Source organism: Citrobacter sp. Ca225, from assembly GCF_030337175.1.
GTDB classification, from domain to species: Bacteria; Pseudomonadota; Gammaproteobacteria; order Enterobacterales; family Enterobacteriaceae; genus Citrobacter_A; species Citrobacter_A amalonaticus.
Genome location: NZ_JAOWCD010000072.1, coordinates 25,904 through 48,540, shown reverse-complemented (window position 1 = coordinate 48,540; position 22,637 = coordinate 25,904). Strand labels below are relative to the sequence as shown.

Annotated in this window: 21 protein-coding genes; all 21 read left to right on the top strand. The window is 51.1% G+C overall.

Translation table 11 applies throughout. The features are described from left to right. The 21 genes from OGW13_RS11455 (at window position 1) to OGW13_RS11355 (ending at window position 22,363) form a co-directional block, all read left to right on the top strand. Window positions 1–267 carry a hypothetical protein gene (locus tag OGW13_RS11455; protein ID WP_287116111.1) on the top strand — a complete coding sequence of 89 codons (267 nt, stop codon included), beginning with the start codon at window positions 1–3 and terminating at the stop codon, window positions 265–267. 173 nt (window positions 268–440) lie between these two features. After that, the gene (locus tag OGW13_RS11450) at window positions 441–1,079 is read left to right on the top strand and encodes a hypothetical protein (RefSeq protein ID WP_063160593.1); all 639 of its coding nucleotides are present in this window, start codon (window positions 441–443) and stop codon (window positions 1,077–1,079) included. Window positions 1,080–1,081: 2 nt separating this feature from the next. Then, complete coding sequence (locus tag OGW13_RS11445) at window positions 1,082–2,338, top strand: phage terminase large subunit (protein ID WP_287116110.1); 1,257 nt, start codon at window positions 1,082–1,084, stop codon at window positions 2,336–2,338. Window positions 2,339–2,392: 54 nt separating this feature from the next. Continuing rightward, entirely contained in the window at window positions 2,393–3,961 is a 1,569-nt protein-coding gene (locus tag OGW13_RS11440) for a phage portal protein (RefSeq protein WP_287116109.1), read from the top strand. An 18-nt stretch (window positions 3,962–3,979) separates the two neighbouring features. Beyond that, the gene (locus OGW13_RS11435) at window positions 3,980–4,879 is read left to right on the top strand and encodes a DUF6651 domain-containing protein (protein WP_287116108.1); all 900 of its coding nucleotides are present in this window, start codon (window positions 3,980–3,982) and stop codon (window positions 4,877–4,879) included. A 26-nt stretch (window positions 4,880–4,905) separates the two neighbouring features. Then, a complete protein-coding gene (locus OGW13_RS11430; RefSeq protein WP_072931956.1) occupies window positions 4,906–5,778 on the top strand; it encodes a major capsid protein in 873 nt (290 codons plus the stop codon). An 83-nt stretch (window positions 5,779–5,861) separates the two neighbouring features. After that, entirely contained in the window at window positions 5,862–6,332 is a 471-nt protein-coding gene (locus OGW13_RS11425) for an Ig-like domain-containing protein (protein ID WP_287116107.1), read from the top strand. A 36-nt stretch (window positions 6,333–6,368) separates the two neighbouring features. Beyond that, window positions 6,369–6,803, top strand: coding sequence for a hypothetical protein (locus tag OGW13_RS11420; RefSeq protein ID WP_072931954.1), 435 nt, complete (start codon window positions 6,369–6,371; stop codon window positions 6,801–6,803). After that, a complete protein-coding gene (locus OGW13_RS11415) occupies window positions 6,803–7,633 on the top strand; it encodes a hypothetical protein (RefSeq protein ID WP_353622481.1) in 831 nt (276 codons plus the stop codon). The genes OGW13_RS11420 and OGW13_RS11415 overlap by 1 nt, the downstream gene beginning before the upstream one ends. Window positions 7,634–7,742: 109 nt before the next feature. Further along, window positions 7,743–8,087, top strand: coding sequence for a hypothetical protein (locus OGW13_RS11410; protein ID WP_072932025.1), 345 nt, complete (start codon window positions 7,743–7,745; stop codon window positions 8,085–8,087). After that, window positions 8,078–8,548, top strand: coding sequence for a hypothetical protein (locus OGW13_RS11405; protein ID WP_072931953.1), 471 nt, complete (start codon window positions 8,078–8,080; stop codon window positions 8,546–8,548). The genes OGW13_RS11410 and OGW13_RS11405 overlap by 10 nt, the downstream gene beginning before the upstream one ends. 1 nt (window position 8,549) lies before the next feature. Continuing rightward, complete coding sequence (locus OGW13_RS11400) at window positions 8,550–8,930, top strand: minor capsid protein (RefSeq protein WP_072931951.1); 381 nt, start codon at window positions 8,550–8,552, stop codon at window positions 8,928–8,930. Between the two features lie 108 nt (window positions 8,931–9,038). Continuing rightward, window positions 9,039–9,800, top strand: a complete 762-nt coding sequence (locus OGW13_RS11395) for an Ig-like domain-containing protein (protein WP_072931949.1) — start codon at window positions 9,039–9,041, stop codon at window positions 9,798–9,800. Window positions 9,801–9,846: 46 nt separating this feature from the next. Beyond that, window positions 9,847–10,164, top strand: coding sequence for a hypothetical protein (locus tag OGW13_RS11390; RefSeq protein WP_287116105.1), 318 nt, complete (start codon window positions 9,847–9,849; stop codon window positions 10,162–10,164). Window positions 10,165–10,292: 128 nt separating this feature from the next. Further along, complete coding sequence (locus OGW13_RS11385; RefSeq protein WP_175558187.1) at window positions 10,293–10,517, top strand: hypothetical protein; 225 nt, start codon at window positions 10,293–10,295, stop codon at window positions 10,515–10,517. Between the two features lie 7 nt (window positions 10,518–10,524). Next, window positions 10,525–15,123 carry a tape measure protein gene (locus OGW13_RS11380; protein ID WP_287116104.1) on the top strand — a complete coding sequence of 1,533 codons (4,599 nt, stop codon included), beginning with the start codon at window positions 10,525–10,527 and terminating at the stop codon, window positions 15,121–15,123. A gap of 10 nt (window positions 15,124–15,133) precedes the next feature. Further along, window positions 15,134–15,466, top strand: coding sequence for a phage tail protein (locus tag OGW13_RS11375; protein ID WP_063160605.1), 333 nt, complete (start codon window positions 15,134–15,136; stop codon window positions 15,464–15,466). A gap of 47 nt (window positions 15,467–15,513) precedes the next feature. Beyond that, window positions 15,514–16,212 (top strand): phage minor tail protein L, encoded by a 699-nt coding sequence (locus OGW13_RS11370; RefSeq protein ID WP_079205303.1) that lies wholly within the window; start codon window positions 15,514–15,516, stop codon window positions 16,210–16,212. Then, window positions 16,209–16,985 (top strand): C40 family peptidase, encoded by a 777-nt coding sequence (locus OGW13_RS11365; protein ID WP_139300343.1) that lies wholly within the window; start codon window positions 16,209–16,211, stop codon window positions 16,983–16,985. Before OGW13_RS11370 ends, OGW13_RS11365 begins: the two co-directional genes overlap by 4 nt. A 9-nt stretch (window positions 16,986–16,994) precedes the next feature. Further along, window positions 16,995–17,624 (top strand): tail assembly protein, encoded by a 630-nt coding sequence (locus tag OGW13_RS11360; protein WP_057057269.1) that lies wholly within the window; start codon window positions 16,995–16,997, stop codon window positions 17,622–17,624. Window positions 17,625–17,776: 152 nt separating this feature from the next. Beyond that, window positions 17,777–22,363, top strand: a complete 4,587-nt coding sequence (locus OGW13_RS11355; RefSeq protein WP_287116103.1) for a TipJ family phage tail tip protein — start codon at window positions 17,777–17,779, stop codon at window positions 22,361–22,363. Window positions 22,364–22,637: the final 274 nt, after the last annotated feature.

The window sequence follows — 22,637 nt, the reverse complement described above, 5'->3', positions numbered from 1 at the left end:
ATGATTTTGACAGATAAGCAGAAAGATATTCTGCGCACCATTTACCTTGGCCACGATCGCGGCCATTTACTTGACCTCGATGAGCTGCTGGAGGTTCTTCCATACAAAACCATAAAGCAGAGTATGCAGTTCTCTCTTCGAGCGCTGATTAAAAAGGGACTTGTCGAGAAAGGTGAGTTTCGTGCGCGTGGAGATGATGGCTACCAGCGACGCACACTCGGTCTGACCGTTATGGGTAGAGCAAGCGTAAAGCTGATGGTGGCATGAGAAAGACCTGCTTCCCATAAATAATTAATGGCTGGTTATTTAAATATACAGAAGCAGGCTTTTAACCACTCCCCAATTAAGTTGTTTTCTAACTGTAGAAACCAATTTGTTTAGCAACTCCAGAAATGATTTTACTCGGCGCAAGGAAGCGCCGTGGTGGTTTAGAGGGAACTATGACGACCGAAGCTGAAGAGGTAAAGGTCAAGGTCACGCCAGCTATGTGGGCGGAGATCGAGGCGAAATGGGCGTCCGGCGAGTACACGCTTTCAAGATTGGAAGACGAGTATGGGCTGCGCCGCGAGACCTTCTCTCGTTATTTCAAAAAGAAGGGTTTGGCCAAAGGAGCCGACTCAGTTGGCAAGATGGTGCGTGAATCCCTGAAGTCAGACGCAGAGATCCGCGCTAAAGAGCGCGCCGACAAAATTGATGATCGTCGTAACAAGTATGACAGCTGGGCATTCACTCTTGGCAGAATGGCGATGGGTCAGGTTGCCGAGGCAAAGTCCAAAGGCACATCGCTTGCTGTAATCGAGGGCGATCTAAAGTCAATTCAGCGCGCCAGCAATATTCTGGCTAAGTGCTTTGATGTGTCATCCAAAGCCCTGGGCATGGATAAAGACGAAGGTTTGGCCGACGAAATCCCGAACCTGGTGTTCGGCGAATTGACACCAAATCAGGTGGCAGAGCTGCGTAAATCAGAAGAACCAGATCTGATTGACGATGATGAGCTTGAGGCACTTGAAGAGGAAGCAGCAAAAGACGCTGAGAGCGTTTTGGAGAGTGAAGCTGACGATGATAGTGGGGAAGCATAACCATGGCCATCCCGTCATCGCTGAGCTTGATTCAGCTGCATTCTGGGCAGATGTCAGTGTTCCAATCACCCCATCGTTTCAAAGTGGTGTGTGCTGGCCGACGCTGGGGTAAGTCTCGACTGTCAATTTCTAAAATTATTCGTGCGGCCGCTTCTGGCCGCAAACAGCGTGTTTGGTACGTAGCGCCAACGTATCAGATGGCCAGGCAGATTTTGTGGGATGACCTTCAGGAGACAATCCCGCGCAAATGGGTGGCTAAAAAGAACGACACCACAATGACGATCGTTCTCAAGAACGGTTCGGAAATTGCACTAAAAGGTGCGGATAAGCCAGATACATTGCGTGGTGTTGCGTTGAACTTTGTCGTGCTTGACGAGTTCCAGGATATGAAGCCTGACACCTGGTACAAGGTATTGCGTCCAACGCTGTCTTCTACCCGCGGTGGTGCGCTAATTATCGGCACACCGAAAGGCTTCTCTGAGTTCCATAAACTTTGGACGATCGGGCAAAACGAAGATTTGCAGAAGAAGGGACAGTGGAAGAGCTGGCAGTTTGTGACAGCCGATTCACCCTTTGTTCCAGAGGCGGAGATCGAAGCCGCGCGGAATGATATGGACCCTAAATCATTCGCTCAGGAATACCTTGCGTCGTTTGAGAACATGTCAGGTCGCGTGTATTACCCGTTCGACCGCAAAACGCATGTTAAGGATGTGGCCTTCAATCCGAAGCTGCCAATCTGGGTTGGTCAGGACTTTAACATCGATCCAATGTCCTCGGTCATCCTGCAGCCGCAGCCGAATGGTGAAGTTTGGGCGGTGGATGAGCTGGTGCTGTATTCTTCAAACACCGCAGAGGTATGTGATGAGCTGGAACGCCGGTACTGGCGCTCGAAGTCTCAGGTAACAATCTTCCCAGACCCTGCAGGCGCATACCGACAACATGCGCGCGGTGAATCGGATGTGGACATCTTTAAGGAGAAGGGTTTTCTGCGCATCGATCACCCGAAGAAGCACCCGCCGATCGCTGACCGTGTGAATGCAGTAAACCGTATGCTGATGACCGCGTCTGGAGATGTGAGAATTTATATCAGCCCGAAGTGTAAGGGACTGATTGAATCGCTGGAAAAGGTGATCTACAAACCGGGTTCGCGTGATATGGACAAGTCAGGTGGTGTAGAGCATAGCGCTGACGCCCTCGGCTATCCAATTCATAGAAGATTTCCGGTTAAAAGTCGTGTTATTCTTGGTGGCTCTCGATAGGTGGTCAGCTACCTATCTTAAAGCGGTGTTTATATTAAATTGGGGTTTGGTCAAATGGAATTGACTGACAAAGTAATCAAGGATCTGGTTAAACGCCGGCATCCTGAGTACGAAAAGAAAAAGGAGCATTGGGACTTTATTTCGGCCACCTACGCGGGTGGCCGGGCATGGTTCGATGACAACGTTTTCCGCTATTTCAAAGAAGGTGATCAGGAATACAAAGAACGTGTAGAGCGAGCATACCGCTTCAACCACACGCGTGAAGTTGTAAACCTGATCAACAAATACATTTTCCGCGAAGATATTCACCGCACTGAGGAAGATGCACCAGAGTTCATCCGGGATTTCTGGCGCCGCGCGACTCGTCAAAACGTTTCCGTTAACGAGTTCATGGCCGCCATCGATCTGCAATCCTCCATCTATGGGCGAATTTGGGTTGTGGTGGATAGCACAATGGAAGCTGGCGCTGAGTCGGTTGAAGACCAGAAGAAGCAAGATGGCCGCGCCTACGCTTACTGGATTTCACCGCAGCAGATGCTGGATCTGGCATGGGATGACGACGGCAATTTACTGTGGGCGCTGGTGGTGGAAGTCGCCCGTGATGATGCCGACCCGTTTGCTTCTACCGGACAGGAGTTCCAGCGTTATCGCTTGTGGACTCAAAACGAATGGTATCTGTTCCGCGAAGAGGTGAAGAAGGGTGGTCAGAAAGGTAATGCTAAGGTTTACCTCGAAGATAGTGGTGAGCATAACCTGGGTGTTGTGCCGGTGTTCCCCGTTGACTGTATTGGTCAAAGCGAATCGCCATACTTCAGCCCATCGCTAATTGATGACATCGCTTACCTTGACCGTGCGGTGGCCAACTACCTGTCGAACCTTGATGCAATCATTCAGGATCAGACCTTCTCCCAGCTGGCGATTCCAGTTCAGGCAATGCTGCCTGGCGATGAGAACCACGGCAAGGTATTGGAAATGGGAACTAAACGAGTGTTTACCTTTGATGGTGAAGGTGGCTCGCAGCCGTTCTACATGTCGCCAGACCCGAAGCAAGCCCAGATGATCATCACCACGGTTCAAACTGTCATCAACGAGATTTATCACTCTGTTGGTGTTGCCGGTGAACGAACTAAGCAGGACAACGCCAAGGGCATTGATAATTCATCTGGCGCAGCCAAAGCATACGACTTCCAGCGCGTGAATAGCTTGCTGGTGACGAAAGCTGAACGTCTGGAACGTGCAGAGCGCCAGATGCTTGCCCTGGTTGGCAAATGGATGGGTGAAGAGCTGGAAGACGATCACACATTGGTTAGCTACCCGGAGAGTTTCGACATCCGTGGTTTGACTGACGAATTTGCTGTTGCTCAGCAGTTATCAGAGTTGCAGGCGCCGGAAAGTGTTCGTCGTTATCAGATGGAAATGCTCATCGATAAGATCTTCCCGAACGTCACGGAGAAAATGAAAAAGGAATTTGAGGCAGATCTCTTGAAATTTCCTCCAAAAAATGCATCTGCGGGTATTGAAAATAGGTTGTCAACTACCTATGATAAGACATCTTCTCAAGAAACCGAGAATACTTCTTCCCAAGGATCAGGGAACTCATCTGCTCAAGCAACCGAGCGATAAGGCGTAAAAAGGAATTTTATGAATCTGTGGCAAATGATGATGGTCAATCGTGGCCTGATGGACGTCGCTGGCAAGGAAGAGCTGGGCGGTGGCGGTGGCGGTGAACCTTCCAAAGAGCAGCAGGCTGAGCAGCCTGGTGGCGAAGGCAAGGAGCACAACCCAGGCACTGATGACGTACATAAACAGGCACGTCAGCCGGAAACTGAAGACGAATACGCAGGTCTGTCGCAAGAACAGCTGATCGCAAAGTTGCGTGACGCTAAGAAGTCAGGCGCTGAGCTTTTGAAAGAGAGCATGAAGCGCAAGGAAAAACTGGCTGCTTATGGTGACATCGACCCAGAACGTGCTCGTCAATTGGTGGACGCGGAAGCTGCGGCAGAACGTGCCCGTCAAGAAGCGGAGCAAACTGAGCTTGAGCGCCGCGGCGAGTTTGACGCGGTCAAAAAGCAAATGGTTGCCGCTCACCAAGCGGATCTGCAGGTAGAGCGTGACGCTCGAACTCAGGTCGAAGCTGAAAATGCCACTCTGAAGGCGCAACTGCTTGAGATGACCGTAGGTGCATCTTTCTCTGGTTCCGGTTTCTTGCGTGATAAGGCTCTGATGACACCGGCCAAAGCTCGTGTGATTTATGGCAACCACTTCGAAGTAGGCGAAGACGGCAGCGTAGTCGGTTATGACAAGCCTGCAGGTCAGAAAGACCGCGCGGTGCTGGTCGATGGCCACGGCCAACCACTCGCGTTCGAATCAGCGATTGAGCGTATTTTACGTGCAGATCCTGAAGCCGATGCTCTGCTGCGAAGCGAAGCAAAACCCGGTGCTGGCTCACAAAGTAAGCCAAGCGCCAAAGTAACCACCCCGGTGAACAAGTCAACGATTGACAAGTTAACTGCGGGGCTGGGAAAAATCGTTACAAAATAACATCTTAATCAAAAGGAATTGAAAAGATGCCATTACTGCGAGACGAAGCTGAAAAGCTGTCTAACAACGAACTGGAACAGGGCGTAATCGAAACTATCATCGATCGCGATGACCTGTTTGCCGTTCTGCCTTTCATGAAGATCAACTCTAAAGCGTATCTGTACAACCGCGAAGATTCACTGTCTGAAGCCAGCTTCATTGACGTGAACGATGTGGTTCCAGAAGGCGCTGCAACGTTCACCGAGCATGTGGCTAAGCTGCGTATTCTGGCTGGCGACGTTGACGTTGATAAATTCCTGGCAACCACCATGGCCGACACCAATAGCCAGCTGGCTATCCAGGTTCGTTCCAAAGTGAAAGGTCTGGCGCGCGCATTCCGCCGCAACCTGATCCAGGGTGACTCCACCAAAGACGCCAAATCCTTTGACGGCATTGCCAAACTGATGGCTGCTGATCAGGGCATTGTTGCCAACGCTTCCATGACCTTCTCCATGCTCGATGAGCTGGTTGATGCCGTGAAAGATCTGGGCGCTGATTGCCTGATGGTTCGATCTGAGCATATGCGCGCCTACCGTGCGTTGCTGCGTACCGTAAACGTCGGCCCGTCTGAAGTGATGATCGAGAACTTTGGTCGTCCGATGCTGACCCACAACGGCATTCCGTTCATCGTGAACGACTTCATCCCTGTTGTTGACGGCGCTGCCGACATCTACGGCCTGCACCTGTCCGAAGAGAACGGTCTGACCGGTCTGTACGGTGGTGATAATGCCGGTATCGTGGTTGAGTCCATCGGCACCGTTCAGAACAAAGACGCCCTGCGTACTCGCGTTAAGTGGTACTGCTCTCTGGCGAACAAGCACGATAAAGCGATCGCAGCGCTGAAAGGCGTTAAGATTTAATCTTAACTATAGGTAGTTAACTACCTATCAACGATCACTAGCAAGGGTGGGCAAGTCGCCCACCCTTTTTTTATGGAGTAAACATGGCAGACAAAAAAGTACGTATTACCGAAGAAGTGCTCTCGGATTACACGGGTCACATGTTCGGTGTGCCTTTCGTTAATAGTGTGAGCGCGAATCCGGTTGGTGAGCGCCGCCAGGCACGAATGCTGGCAGCTCTTCGCGGAGAAGTGATTGACGCTGGTCAGCAGTCTGGTTCAGGCAACACCGCCAGTTCCGGTGGTTCCGGTCAGCAAAAAGTGGCGATCAACGCCATCTACATGAACCCGGCTTCTACCGGTCTGAAAGTGGGTGAGTCTCGAACTTTGACCTACAACACTGCGCCAGATAACGTCACTGACAAGTCAGGCGTTTGGAGCACTAACAACGCAGCGATCTTAACGGTTGATCAAAAAGGCAAGATCACGGCTGCAGGTGTAGGTAATGCCGTAGTTACTTTCACCTCAAACGATGGCCCGTCTTCCACCTGCCAGGTTGCAGTAACCGCGGCTTAACAAACGTGGCCGCTTGCCGGCCACTCAAGGATGAATATGAAATCTGCAAAAGTACGACTGCTCGAATCATGCTTTAAGGGTTATACAGGCATGTTGTGTGGCATCCAGTTTGAAGATGGCATCTCTGTATCAGAACTGCCATTCGTGGATCAGCAGCGCATTTGCTCATCGATGCGCGCAGAAACCATTGAGGGAACCAATGTGTCTCCTTCTGGGATTTATAGCGAGCGCCATGGGTTATCCGCTGACAGCGTAAAAGAGACCGCAGCGCCAGTTAATGAGCGTATGGAGCGAGTGACCACGCAAGCCCATGTAAGCACTCAGCCTAAGTTCTCTCGTGAAGAGCTGGAAGCGGTAGCCGACAACGAAGGAATTGCCGGTTTACGCCAGATCGGAAATGAGCTGGGTGTAAAGGGCAAGGGCATCGTTGAGATGATCGAAGGCATTATGAAAGCCCAGGGCGGTGAATGATGGCTCAGCTCGGCACGTTTAAAAGCAGCGAAGCTGTTTCGCTGTCATTCACTCTCAATGTGCTCGATGCGGCATCCGCAACGTACACCCTGAAGGACGGCCGGGCGAACATTGTGGCGGAAGATGTACCAGTGGAGTTTGAGGCTGGCCAGATGTCCGTCACTGTTGTCGTGCCAGCTGAGTACAACCAGCTTGTAGATCGTGAACGGGATTTGCGTCGTTTGGTCTTGACGATCAATGACGGCACTATCAATCACCTCAGTGAGCAGCTGTATGTTCTGATGGCAGACTTTGAGCTGGCGGTTCCACGGCATTCGTTTGCCACAATCGCTGACGCCCAGATGCAGGCAATCGACATGCTGAATGGGGATGCGTTACTTGCCGATGGTGACAGCCTGATGCGCAAGCGTCTTATTGAGGCCACGAATCGCATCAAGACAATGCCTTTCTCAATTCGTCGAATCTTCGGTATCGATTATGACGATTACGACCGACCGCAAAACATGTTGAACGTCACCACAATGCCGTTTGGCGCAGCAGGACAGTACCGCGTCGATATGGTGGATTGGGATGAGCTGAGCGATGAGGATTTTGCCGCTTTCCCGGATGTCTTCAAGCGCGCTGTGATGTTGGCTGTGATCAACGAAGCGTGTGAAATTGCCAACGGCAACGATGTAGCTGCCGCGCGCGAAGATGGGATTCTCTCGGAGTCGATTGGCGAGACGACCAATATGTACCGAACCGGCAAAAGCGCACCTAAGACGGTGGCCAGAACCACCTGGCGTTTGCTGGCTAAGTATACCAATAACCGGTTTATCGTTCGTCGGTAGTCAAATTTCGCGCCAGCGACCACCAGCATGGGAGCAGGGTTTAAGTCATCATCGATGCACCCGCACCAGTTGGATGGTGCTGGCGTTGTTTATTCACATGGAGGTGAATATGCACGTAGCCTGGCAAACAGAACTCGCTGTTTATCGAAAAGGTGGGATGAACATCTATGGCGAGTCGAAATACCAGTTTGTGAGAAGCACCAAAGTAGGCGTAGTGAATTTTACAGAAGGCGTCGTTAAATCGTCGGTACGAGCTGATAGCTCTGGCAGTCGTGGCAAAGCTGACGTTGAGACATTCAATGCTGTGCTAATTGTGCCCCTGGCTGCTGATGTGAAGCTGGATGACGTATTGGTGATGTCTGGCACTAAGTTGCTGGTGGCGAGCGTAGAGCGTCGTTGGGGGCTTCGTGGGCGCCCTGGTCATTTGGAAGTCGGGGCTAACGTATGGGTCTGAGTTACGACGCATCTAAGTTACGACGCCAGGCCAATTCTCTCGATCAGCGTCAAAAAGCGTTTAAGCGCTATCTGCTTCGCGATATGGAGAAGGTGGCGAAAGTGATGGAGCGATTAGCCAGAGCGATGGTGCCGATTGAAACCGGATCATTGGAAAAGGCGATCTACGCGCGCGTCATCAATAACTTCTCTGAGGTGAAGGTTGAGCTTTATGTCTCCGGTGCAACATCGCGCGAGGGACACCCGGGCGTGACGGTTGGGCAATATGCGGATTACATGCACAACGATCACTACCGGCTTGGCCGATTGTCGAGAATGAAGAGCGTCACCAACCCGCCGATCGAGGGAATGCGAGCGAGGGTAGGGCGTCTCTACATGGAACGTGCGATTGAAATGGGTGAAAAGCGGTTCAGGGAAGCTGTAACGGAAGCAGCGAGAAAAGCTGGGTTCACAAGGGGGTGACATGTTTATTGAAGCGTTTGCCAAATTTCTTCAGGACAAGAAGCTAGGCGTGATTGGTAAGGACACTTTCGCACATCACATGCCAGCTTCAGTCAAAAGCGGAATTTTACTGGTGAATCCCAATACTGGTATTGCTATTGACCGCGAGCTTGAAGGCTTTTATCAGGATGTTTTCACTGTAATCATCAGAGAGCCGACATTGTCTGCGGTGTCGGCCAGAGCTAACAAAATCATGGCTGTTCTGCCGCTTCTTGATACAGAAGTTCAGGGCATCCGGTTTAAATATGTTAAGCCTCTGTCTCTACCGATTATCTACCCGCAGGATGATGGATCACTGTTCGAAGCTGGTATTCCCGTCGAATTTGCAGCATATCCGGTGTAATCATCATTAAAATAGTCATATGGTTACTTTTTTAAAGTAAAAAATAGCTATATACTTACTTTTGCCGCAAGGAATGCGGCAACCAATGCAAAAAGGAGTTTGTAAACAATGGCTAACACCCATGTTAAAAATATCAAATTAGGCGCTTGCAAAGTGTCTTTCGGTGGCCAGGATCTTGGCTACACCAAAGGCGGCGTTGAAGTCGAGGTTTCTACCGAAACCCTAAAAGTCACCGTTGACCAGCTGGGTCAGACCACCATTTCTGAACTGGTGCAGGGTCGTAACGTAAAAGTTACCGCTCCGCTGGCCGAAAGTGTTCTGGCGAACCTGGTTAACCTGATGCCTGGCTCAACCATGTCTGCCGACAAAAACACCCTGTCTATCAGCTCCGCTCAGGGCGTCAACCTCGTTGACGTTGCTCAGGAGTTGATCCTGACTCCGCAGGATGGCACCGATTTCGTGCTGACTCTGCCGAAGGCGGCAACGGCGGGTAACTTCACCATGGCCTACAAATCCGATGACGTTCGCGTGTTCTCCGTTGATTTCAACGCATACCCGGACGACGACGGCATTCTGGGAACCATGACCAACCCAAAGCCTGATGCCGGTGATGCGTCTGTCGCAGTTACCGGCGTAGCTGTTAACCCAACCACCGCGAACATCGCTGTGGGCGGTACTACCCAGCTGGCCGCAGTATTCGCCCCTACCAACGCCACCGATAAAACCGGTACGTGGGTATCGAGCAACACTGCTGTAGTCACTGTTGATAGCACCGGCAAGGTAACAGGTAAAGCTGCGGGTAATGCCCAGATCACCTTCACCACCACTGACGGCGCGAAGACTGCAACAGCAGCCATCACCGTAGCGTAACCCTAAAGAGGCTCAGGACGAGCCTCTTATTTAAACGGAATTGAAAATGACCAAATTACTCGACCTGGATGCCATTTCGCCTCCACAAAAAACAGTCAAGTTCGGCGGCAAAAAGTACCCGATCGTTGAAATGACCGTTGGCTTGTTTGTTGCCATCAAGCAGATGGAAGGCAAAGACCTGGCGGCTCTGTCTATGGCAGATCAGGTAACCGCATATGCAGATTTGGTGCAGAAATTACTGCCGACCGTCACGTCTGAAGCGCTCCAAAAGCTGACTTTGCCTCAGCTGCAGCAAGTCTTCACCTTCGCAATGGAAGTGGTTGAAGAAGAAAACGAAAAAGCTGCTGGTGAAGAAGCAAAGTAATCACCCGCGATGAGTCCGGGCAGATGGTGACGGTTTCCATCGATCTCGGATTCTATTTCAGTCGTGTTGTTGCTCACTATGCCGTCTCGCCGATAGAGCTACTCCAGCTACCGCTGGCCATGTTTTGGATGTTAAGCCGAAACATTGATCGTCTCCGGGCTGAAGAGGATGTCCGTAGATTCCAGGTGGCAAGGGTCGCCCAGGCAGATGCGGATAGCGGCAAGGCGTTTATGGAGGGTTTGCAACACCGTATTGGAAGACCAGTCGTTACCGATAAAGTCTACGATCCAAGTTATGCGAAAGCAGACCCCGACGCCAAAGAGCAACTGATGAAAATATTTGGCGCAGGATGACAAGGGAATGTCTGACAACGTAGAGTTTATTCTGTCGCTGGACGATAAAAAGTTCACCGCGGCAATCGACCGGGCGGGAAAACTGCTGGTCAGTTTTGGCGAGAAGGCCACAAAGCCAGCGCAAAAAATCGCAACACTTGAGCGTTCTCTGGGTTCCGTTGCCGGGATTCTGGGTACGCTCGACAAAAAGCTGGAATCGGTCGCCAATGGTCTTCAGGACTTAGGCGCCGGTTTCGAGCTTGTCTCTAAGGCAATGCGCGACACCAGACAAGAGCTGGTGACGTTTAATGCCAACCTCAAAACCTACACCACACGTATTGACGCCGCCGACAAAGCCACGAAGGGGTTTCATCATTCCTTGCAGGCTGTTCAGTCAGAGCTGAGCGACTTCTCTGATTGGGCTAATCACGCTGGACGTGCAGCCTCATCCTTTGGCCATGAGGTCAAAGAGGCTAATACAGCCACCTCCGGTATGAACACTCGTTTGTCCACCTCCAGCAAGCGAATGGAGAATTGGGCTGCATCGTCCACCAAAGCCGCTGCCCAGATGAAAAAGGTCGTGGCGGAGATGGATGCGCTGATTAACCGCCAAAGAGAATTGGGCAATCTGCGAGCGGATGTGCGTGGCCCTGGTCGTGGTGGTTCCGGTGGAAGTTCGAGCGGTTCCGGTGGCGGTTCCGGTCGTGGTGGTCGTCACTCAAGCGGCGGGCTGATGGACGGCATGAAAGGCAATATCTTCATGCTCGGTGAAATCGGTGATGCAGCTTATACCGTTCAGCAGATGTTGTTTGGTTGGCAGGTGCCGATCGTCGAAGCAGCAGCCCAGATGCAGAAGATGCGCATCTTGCTTGAAGGCATGAACAAAGAAGCTGCCAACCCGAAGCTGGCTGCGACTAATGACATGAATTACATCGTGAACATGGCTAAAACAGCCCCGTTCGCAATGGAAGCTCTGACAGACGCATTCGTTAAATTCAAATCAGCTGGCATCGATCCCGCCAATGGCTCTCTAAAGTCGCTGGTTGACTCTGTGGCACGTTTTGGTGGCGATAGTGAGCTGTTGAAGCGAGCAGCTGTGGCAATCCAGCAGATGTCCGGTAAGGGCGTCATTTCGATGGAAGAGCTGCGTCAGCAATTAGGTGAAGCCGTTCCTACCGCGATGCAGGCAATGGCAGATTCCGCTGGCGTTACCATGGGGCAACTGACCAAGGCGATTTCTACCGGTACTGTCTCAGCGAAGCAGGGTTTAGAGCTGTTATTCCAGGGGCTTGATGCTCAAAGCCGTGGTGCAGCCGAAAATCTGATGCAGGCATACAGTGGGGCGCTGGCGCAACTCCAGACCTCATTCACTCTGTTTGCTGATCGTATTGGTCGTGCCGGCTACCTCGAATCCATCACTAAAGCCTTCAAAGAGCTGTCCAATTACATGAACAGCACTGACGGTAAGGTGTTTGCGCAGGATCTGGGCGAGGGGTTGTCCACTGCGGTAAATGCGTTGATGGACATGGCGAAGTGGGCGGAGCGCAACAAAGAGCTGCTTCTCACTCTCGGCCAGGCTGCTATGGCGTTGATCGGCTTTAAGGTGCTGAAAGGTACTGTGACGGGGCTGGCCACCGCAGGGACGCAAATGGGTGGTAGCCTCAAAAAAGCCTTTGAGGTCGTAAATGGCGCTGGCGCGAAAACAATCAGTGTAATTGCCGGTGTGGTTAAAACATTCCGTGATTTCGGCGGTACCGCGGCGATGATCATCTATGTAGGTGAGGCCATTAAGATGGTTCGCACTGCATGGCTGGCATTCCAGGCAGTGATTGTGGCTAACCCTGTGGGCGCAGCCATTACAGCGATCGCTGTAGCGGTCGGTGGCTTAATCGCCGTTATGACGTCGCTGCGTGACAAAACTGCCGAAACAGTGGCGGAGATTCGTAAGATCCCTGAAGCGATGACAGCCGCCCAGCGATCTCAGATGACCGCTCGTATCAAGCAACTGGAGAGCCAGAACAGCGGCGATCAGCAGACTCTTGAAGCGATGAAGAGTGGCGGCCTGTCATCCTCAGCAATTGGCGTAGATCAGAAGGCACTTCAGTCGCGGTTAGAAGCAAACCAGAAGGAGTTGGCTCAGCTTAAAGAGACCGTTGGTATGGGGGATAAAGCCCAATACGAGAACCTGGCGCGCGACATTGTCACCAAACGTCTGGAAGACGTAGACAACGGCATCAAAGCGGGGATGGCGCAGTACAGCACAACCACTCTCAAGGATGCGCGTAATAAGCGCACGGTGCTTTCGCAAGACCAGAAAATGTCTCCTTCTGAGAAAAGCGCGCAGCTGGAATCAATCAACGCTGCCGATCGCGATGCTCATCTTAAGCCATTCCTTGAAGGGGCAGACAAAACCCAAAAGATCGTCGATAGCCTTGGGCAAGAGGTTGTTCGAATTACGAAACTGCTGGAAAACCCGAATCTGAATGACAGCGATCGCTCGCGTCTGCAAGGTCAATTAAATGGCCAATCTCAGGCATTTAACACCGCGCAGGAGTCACTCAGCAGCCTCCAGGGGCAAATTAAGAACATCCGTGAGCAATCTGGCAAGGGTTTGCAGATGCTGGATGGCTCTTATTACACCGGGGTTGGCGGTACCAAAAAGCAAGATGATCGTCTGAACTCACTGTTTGTTAATTCCCAGCTCGGTACTGGCAAACAAACTCGAATGAATCCAGACGGCACAATCATGCGTGATATTGCCGGTGATGCTGTGATGGGTGATGCCCAGCTGAAGGCCAACACTAAGCTGCGTTCCATCTACGGCGAAACCATCAAGATGGAGCAGCTGACCGCAGATCAGCGCGAGAAGATCTCTTCCATCCTGACCGCAGCAAAGCTGAAGGATGAGCAAAAAGCGCAGCGCGCAGCTGAGCGAGCGGGGAAATCGGCTGAGGCAGCTGCTAAGCGTGAGGAGAGTGCGCGTCAAAAGGCAATTAAGGCCAATGAGACGTGGATCGGAAAAGCGGAGCAGATGGCCGGTCAGCTGGGGCTGTCATCGAAAGCGAGCGTTGAGTTCGACCAGAACATTCAGGAAGTCACCAAGCACCTGACTGAGATGGCTAACGCAGTGCCAAGCGATACGCTTTCCAAGGGGATGATCGACAACGCCAAAACTATGCTGGCGTTCATCAACCAGAACAAGGACGCCTACTCCAAGCGGCTGAATCAAGACGCTGCCGAGCAGAGCATTACCAAGTTCGCGCCGATGGCCAATAAGGTGATCAGCTCAGGCTACACCCCGGATTATCAATCTGCCGCGGCCGAGTGGAATAAGAAGTTTAACGAAAGCCTTGCTTACCTCCAGAGTCAGTCGAAGAACGCACAAGACCAGGGCATGAAAGAGGTGTACGACCGTGCAATCTCACAAATGTTGGCTGGCCGAAATAAAGCGTTTATTACCGAAGTTGGTACGTCCCAGCAGAAGTTGGCGCAGGAATACAGCGATGTAGCCTCGCAAATGGAATCTGTGTGGACGAGTTGCTTCGAAAACCTGACCGATAAGCTGACCGAGTTCGTCAAAACCGGCAAGTTCAGCATCGCTGATTTTGGCGATTACATCTTTGACGAGATGTTGAAGGTTAGCACCAAGGCTCTGGTTGTTGAGCCGCTTATGCAGTCGCTGGGCATGGGTACAAACTCAGGTGCCAGTTGGGGCGATAAGCTGTCGGGAGCCAAAGATGCGGTCATCGGGAGCTTCACTAAAACCCAGCAGTCAGGTTCGCCAGTTGAGGCAATGTCTTCACCAACCAGCGCCGGTAATGATTCTGGCAGCATGTTTGAGGGGCTGAAGAACTCCTTCAAGTCACTGACCACATCAGTATCGGATCTGGCGTCATCAGGTTTGAAAAGCCTGAAAGATGGCTTCAACGAACTGACCGGCAGCACCAAAAACTCGACTTCGGCGGTGACGCAGAATGCAGTCTCTACCCAAGAGGCGACTTCTGCAACGCGCGGATTCACTTTGTCAGCTAGCACGGCTGTAACTGCGATCGGGGCGACGATTTCAGCGCTAGGCGCTGCTACAGGCAATAAGTGGATGGGGTATGTGGGTGCGGCCGCGAGCATCATGGGGCTTGCATCATCTGCGTATGGCGCGATGTCCTCTGCCGGTTGGACAGGAAATTCGGCCAGCACGGTGCAGGATGGAACCAAGGGATTCCAGGTCAAGCCAAACGCCAACCAGTTCCAGGTGACGGCACACGCAAAGGGTGGGGTATTCGGTCCAGACGGTGTGGTTCCTCTCAAAAAGTATGCCAAAGGCGGTATTGCATCATCCCCGCAGCTGGCGTTGTTTGGCGAGGGCAGTCACAAAGAAGCGTATGTGCCACTTCCAGACGGCCGTTCAATTCCGGTGACGTTTACTGGTGGTGGCGAAGGGTCTGGCGGCGACAGTGTGGCAATTTCCATCACTGTTCAGAACTACGGTGATGGCAGCAGCAAGTCATCTGAGGAATCGGACAACGGCTCTCAGTGGAACGATATGGCCCGCAAAGTGAAGGCGGTCGTGCTTGACACGCTGACCGACGAAAGCAGACCGGGCGGAATGTTAAGCAGTACAAGCAAATAAGGAGTGGGTAATGTCACGGACGACATTTACCTGGTTCCCGTTGTTTGATTCCGAGAAGGAGATGAAGCCGGAAGTAACCCGGCTCGCCTTCAACGAAGGGTATGAACAACGTGTAACCAGTGGTTTGAACTGGCGCAAGTCCAGCTGGGATCTGCAATTCCAGGGAACACGAGCTGAGATGCAGGAGATCGACGACTTCCTGTATGCGCGCGGCGGGGTGGAGTCATTTAACTGGACTTCACCAAACGGGCAAAAGGTTGTCGTGGTGAGCGATAGCCATAAGGTCAAAAACTCACGAGGGTACGCGACCTTGACCACAACTTTCCGCCAGGTATTTGAGTAATTAAAGCCCCCAAGGATGGGGGCAAAACTTCAAGGATGAAGGTAAAAATGGAAACTATTGCATCGAGCATTCAGTCACTGCAACCGAGTGCGCTGATTGAAGTGTTTGAGTTGGATATGTCAGTAACCACCAGCGGTGGGAAGCTGTACTTTCACGCAGGCACCAACGAACTCTCTGAGCCAATCATTTGGCAGGGGGTAACCTATAACCCATGGCCAATTGCGGCATCGGGCTTCGATAAAAATGGCCAGGGCAAGTTGCCACGGCCAAAACTGCAGGTGAGTAACCTCGATGGCATTATTTCGGCTGAAGTGCAGTCGAATGAGGATTTGATCGGCTGTAAGCTGATTCGTCGGGTCACGCTCGCTCGATTTTTGGATGCTGTCAATTTTACTGAGGGCAACCCTACAGCTGACCCTAACCAGCATTTTGCCGATGAAATGTGGTACATCGACCAGAAGACTTTTGAGGATCGCGAGATTGTTGAGTTTGAGCTTGCCTCAGCATTCGATTTGATGGGAGTTATGCTGCCTAACCGCCAGATCGTCAAAAACTCATGCCAGTGGCGGTATCGAAGCGCTGAGTGCGGTTATACCGGTCCCTACTTTGACAAAAATGATGCGCCAACCAAACTGGCCAGCGCCGACTATTGCACCAAGCGATTGTCATCGTGCCGTGCTCGGATTAATTACTTTGCCAACGGCATCATTGCGTTTGGCGGGTTCCCCGGAGCAAACCGCGCATGATGAAGAATGAAATGATGAATGAAAAGTTGCTTGGCGCTATGCGCCTTGCAGCTTTGCAGGAATATCCGAATGAGGCTTGCGGCCTGCTTGTTAATACAAGAGCGAACAAATATGAGTTAATTCTATGCCGAAACGTCGCTGATGATCCTGAAAACTATTTTGTCATGCACGCCGAAGACCAAATTGCAGCTGAGAGAGCTGGCGAGGTAGTGGGTGTTTGGCATTCGCATACTGACGAGGATAATCAGGCATCTGAGGCAGATATGTCTGGTTGTGAAGCATCAGAGTTGCCGTGGTTTATTGTCAACATCAGCAAAAACTACAATCCTGAAATTGATGCAGAGTATCGTTTTAGTGATGTAAATGTGATCAAGCCATCTGGATTTGAAATGCCTTATGAGGGAAGGCCTTACGCATTTGGGGTATTTGATTGCTGGTTGCTGTGCCGAGATTATTTAAAGCGTGAGAAAAATGTGGCTATTGGCGTCTGCCCTGAGTTGCATATCCCATCGTGGTGGGAAAAGGGGGTTGATATTTTAAACGACAACTTCCAATCGCAGGATCTTGTAAGATTGCCACCGGGAACCCCACGTCAAAATGGCGACATTTTCTTCATGCAGTTAGCATCGCAAGTTCCTGATCACTGTGCAGTTTACATTGGCGATGGTATGATATTGCATCATCAAATGGATAGATTGAGCTGTAAAGCAATTTATGGCGGGATGTACGAAAAGCACACTACGCACCATTTGAGACACAAGGATTTAATGTGAGGGAAGACAATGAGTGAAATGGCTATGGATAAGCCTGAACTTGTCACTGTCGAATTAGGTGGAGTTTTAGGTAAAAACTTTGGCAAGGTTCATCGCGTTGCTGCAAATACTGTCCGGCGCGCAGTAAGTATTATTGACTGTAATCGCCCTGGTCTCGTAACCTGGATGAAGATGAACGCTAAGAAATATCAGAAGTATCATATTTCAGTCGAGCGTCATGATGGTGCAGTCTACGATATGAGTGAAGCCGAGTTCCAAATGGAAAATAACGGAAGCATGAAATCGATCAGAATCACACCAATTTATCGTGGCTCTGGATCAAAGGTTGTCGGTGCGGTTCAGGTTGTTGTTGGTGTTATTTTGATGGTTGTGGCAGTGTTTGCATCGTCAGTAACCGGTGGTGCTTCATTGGCAATGTTTTCTGCTGGTTTTGCTATGGCCTTCGGTGGTGTTGCAGCGCTCTTGTCCAAGCAGCCATCAAATAAAATGACGACCGTTGACAATAAAGACTCGTACTACTTTGATGGGCCGCAAAATACAGTATCTCAAGGCAACCCCGTACAGCTGATTTACGGTAAAGAGATTTTAGTCGGCTCCCAGATTGTCAGTGTCAAGATGTCTGTTGAGCAGATGCTTTAGTGCAAAACACTATGCCAAGCTTAGACGTTTGCGGTGGTGGCTAAGGTAGATTAAGTAAAACAGTTGGGCATTGACAGGATGTTGATGCCCAGCCAATCGCCGGCAGGATGCCAGCGATCACACATAAATTGCACCAAAAAGGGAGATTTTCGGTGGCAACTGTTAAAGAAAAACGCCTGCTCGCCGGTTCTGGCGGTGGCAGCAAGGGCGGCGGTTCCGCTCGCACACCTGTAGAAGACAAAGACAATGTTCAGTCGCGATCACTCGCCTCAATCCTTGACCTTCTTGGTGAGGGAAAAATTGGTGGATTGATCAATGGCGGCCAGTCAATTTTCCTCGACAATGTCCCAATTCTAAACCCGGACGGCACCAGTAACTTTAATGGGGTTACCTGGTGGTTTCGTGATGGAACCCAGAATCAGGCAGTGATCGAGGGCTTTGATGCGGTTGAAACCCCGCATGATGTTGGCGTCCAAATCAAGCTGTCTACCCCTCGTACCATTCAGATCGACAACGATGATTCTGACCAGGTACGTGTCATTATGATGTTCCCGAAACTGACCAAAACGGATCGGAAGTCGGGTGACACCCACGGTACGACCGTTCAATTCCAGTTTGAGATCGCATACGGCACTACATCGTTTAAGCCAATTAAACCGCAAGGATATGCATCACATGTCGTTACGCTGAGCAAAAAGTCCAGCGGCAAACACTATCGTGAATATCTTTTTGACCTGCCCAAGCCAGGCTCAAACTATCGCATTCGCGTAAGCCGCGTGACCGCTGATAGCACCACTGACTATATCCAAGATCAGACCTGGCTCAGTCAGTACGGTGAAATCGTCAGCACAAAACTTAACTACCCAAACAGTGCGCTTGTTGGTCTTAAAATCGACTCGCAGCAATTTGGTAGTTCTGTGCCGGCGCGTTCCTACTTGGTCTCGGGTATGGAAATCCGCGTTCCGTCCAACTATGACCCGGTGCTTGGTACGTATTCGGGAGATTGGGATGGAACCTTCCGTTTAATGGTATCTGAAAACCCTGCCTGGATTTTGTACGACCTGCTCACCAGTAAGCGCTATGGCTTGGGAGAGTACGTCACTGAATCAATGATCAACATCGGCCAGCTTTACCAGATTGGGCGCTATTGCGATGAGCTGATCAATGATGGATTCGGGGGCAAGGAGAAGCGCTTCGCAATTAACACCGTAATTAACTCACGCGGTGAGGCGTACAAGGTTCTTCAGGATATTGTATCAACTTTCCGGGGGATGATTTTCTGGGCTGGTGGCATGGTTAACATCATGCAGGATAGCCCAAGTAGCCCGGTCATGCAGTTCAGTGCTGCGAACATCATTGGCAAAGTATCTTACAAAGGCTCTTCCCGCAAAGACCGCGCAACTGTAGCTCTCATCACCTACAACGACAAAGATGACCTTTACAAGCAGAACATCGAGTACGTTGAAGATGAAGAGGGTATTAAGCGTTTTGGTGTACGTAAAACTGAATCAGTAGCTTTCGGATGTACAAGCCGTGGCCAGGCTCACCGTGTGGGGCTTTGGACGCTTTATAGCAACCGCATGGAAACAGGTCTGATCACCTTCACCTCTGGTATGGACGCATCGTTACTCATGCCTGGCGAGCTGGTGAAACTGCAAGATAAGTTCCGATCAGGGAAACGAAATTCCGGGCGTCTGGTGAACTACACCAAAAACAGCATCACACTCGACGCCTCTGTAAAACTGACTAAAGCCGGGAACACCGTCTCTTTCCTAAGTGTTAAAGGGAAGATGATTGATCGCGACCTTATTGAAGGCGCTGGCGAATACACTGTTGTCACCTTCAAGAAGGCATTAACTGAAGAAGAATACCCAGCGATTATGGGGATCTGGTCAGTCATTGAGCCTAATCTGGAGCCAATGCTGCTGCGTGTGCTGGCCGTTAACCAGAATGAGGAGAAGGGCGCCTTTGACATCGTGGGTGTGCAGCACAACCCTACGAAATTTAACGCTATCGATGAAGGGGCCACACTCGTTCCATCGAAGACGACCATTCTCGACCCGACTTTCTCAACCCCTGAAAACCTGCAGGTGACCGAAGGCACATATGTTTCTTCTCCAGGTAACCTTTCGGTAAAACTGATGGTGAGTTGGGAGGGCAAGTCACCTTCGTATGTGCTGCGTTACCGTCGTTCCGATGTTGTTGAAGATTGGGTTACAACAGAAGTTAAGACCGAGCAGTTCGATATTTTAAACGCTGCTGAGAATGGCATGTATGACATCGAGCTATACTCGATTTCAGCCACGGGAAGACGTTCCAGCGTCATTTCCATGGTGTACACCACTCTTGGAACGATGACGCCACCAGACGCGCCCACGCTTCTCACAGCGATCGGGGATTATCGCGTCAACGTTCTGGCATGGCAGTTGCCTGGCACAATCGACATCGACAAAATTAACGTTTACGCCTCTCGCACCAACGATCTCACCACCGCGTCTCTTATTGCGGCGGTTGCCTCGACGACATTTACCCATAGCGGTCTCGGCGATGACGAAACTTGGTTTTATTGGGTGCGCGCAGTAAACAAGCGCGGAATGCTGAGCCAGCCAAACTCTTCCCTTGGCACCGAGGCTACTACCAAAGATGTTCTGTCGTTCCTGAAGAACAAAATCACCTCTTCTGAGCTTGGGCAGGATCTTCTTGCTGACATCAACCAGTCAGCGGCAAAAGAAGCTGTTGAAGAGGTCAGCAAGAAGATCGACGAAAGCGTGGGTGAGCTGCATAAAACCGTCGATGAGATTGAGCTGTCTGTTACAGGTGTTAAGCAGTCAGTGACCGACATGCAAAACTCGTTCGACGGCATGGAGAAAGAGCAGAGTGACCTGAAGGCAAACGTTCAGGACACGGCAGATAAAGTTGGCCAGGCGCTCGGTGAACTAGACGATGCCACCGCCAATGTTTTGGCTCTAAAGGAGACCGTCAAGAAGCAGGGTGAGTCCGTTGCCAGCACTCTCGATGCGGCACAGGCAGCTTTGGACGGTAGCAAAACGCTTATCGCCGAAGAGAGACAGGCTCGTGTTGATGGTGATACAGCGATCGGCAAAAAAGTTGACACTATGCAGTCAGTGGTGGACACCGGCCAGGCCAACATTGATGAAATGAAACAGACGGTGGCAGGCGTCGAGCAAACAGCATCACAGTGGTCAACGAGTTTGGAGGCAAATGCAAAAGCGAATATCGATCTGGCACTTCGTCAGGAAGAAGACAAAAAGCAGCAGGCGTCAACTAACGCATCGGTGACCACCAGCCAGCAGGCTTTGGCAGACTCTGTTTCATCGGTGGCCAAGCGTGTCGATGAGATGAAAGCTGAAATCGGTGATGACATCGCCGCGCAGTTGCAGGAAGAAAGGGAGACCCGAGCTAGTGCTGACGAGGCGGTCACTACCCAACTTACCCAGCTGAAGGCTCAAGTTAATGATGATGTTAAAGCGTCGCTGGCAACCGAGCAGCAGGCTCGTGCTGACGCTGATAGTGCTTTGTCGAAGCAGGTCACAAATCTGCAGTCGCAGGTTAATACTAACGTTAAAGCGCAGATCGCAGCGGAGGCCAAGACGCGTGCGGATAAAGACAGTGCCTTATCCAGCCAAATTACCGCACTCAGCGCGCAGGTTAATGACGATGTGACCGCCCAGATCGCAACCGAGTCAAAAGCACGAACTGCTGGTGACACCGCAATCAGTACCAAAGTTGATACACTGGCAGCCAAGACCGCCAGCGACATCAAAGCAGCGGTAGCCACGGAGACTAAAGCCAGAACAGACGGCGATACCGCATTGGGGAGTCAGATTACGTCACTGAAAGCCCAAACGGCTTCCGACATCAAAGCGGCGGTGGCCACTGAGACCAAAGCAAGAACTGACGGTGATTCAGCACTCAGTAGCCAAATTAGCTCTCTTAAGACGCAAACGGCAGCAGATATTAAAGCCGCGGTAGCTACTGAGACAAAAGCTCGTACCGATGGCGATACTGCGCTGGGAAGCCAAATTACGTCCCTAAAAACGCAGACTGCGGCTGACATTAAAGCGGCTGTTGCTACAGAGACGAAGGCTCGTTCAGATGCCGATTCGGCTATGGCCAGTGATATCACCGCGCTTAATTCCAGAGCCGGCAAGATTGAGTCGTCGGTCACCTCTGAACAAACTGCGCGCGCTAATGGTGATACAGCATTGGGCAAGCGAGTTGATACGGTCAGCGCCAAAGCTGATTCGGTTTCATCCACCGTTCAACAAACTTCTCAAGCCGTGGCTAATGTGAACTCTAAGGTTTCTGCATCTTGGACGTTGAAGATGGAGACCTCCACCTCAAACGGCCAAAAGTATGCTGCTGGCATGGCGCTGGGGATCGACGGATCAGGGCTGTCACAGTTCCTGATTCGCGCTGACCGCTTCGGGTTGGTTAACTCCGTCGATGGCAAGGTGACCACGCCATTTGTGGTGCAAAACAGTGTTGCCTATATGAATGGCGCATACATCAAAGACGGCACAATCGTGAATGCCAAAATTGGTGATTTACAATCCACTAACTACGTTTCGGGAAGGACTGGTTGGCGAATTGCAAAAGGAGGAGCTTTCGAGATGAATGGTAACAGCGGAAGCACCGGTCGCATGGTGATCAACAATAACCGAATCGAAGTGTATGACGAGAATGGACGTCTTCGAGTACGAATGGGATTGATGTAATAATTTTGCCCCGAATATATCGGGGCAATTTTCGCCATCAATTAAAAGCTATGAAAATCATGGTCTTTTGTGTTGCTACTAATGCAAAAATAAGTAACTATTCACCTACTTTATGTAAATGCGCAGGAGCGTAGTGTAACCGCTGAAGCAAGGAATGCTGACGCGTTAAGGAGAAAATATGTGGTACAGGGAAGGTACTAAGACCTTGACCAATGGTTCTAACATCGTTACCGGTGTTGGCACCAGTTGGTCTAAGGCTGAAAATGGCGTTCTG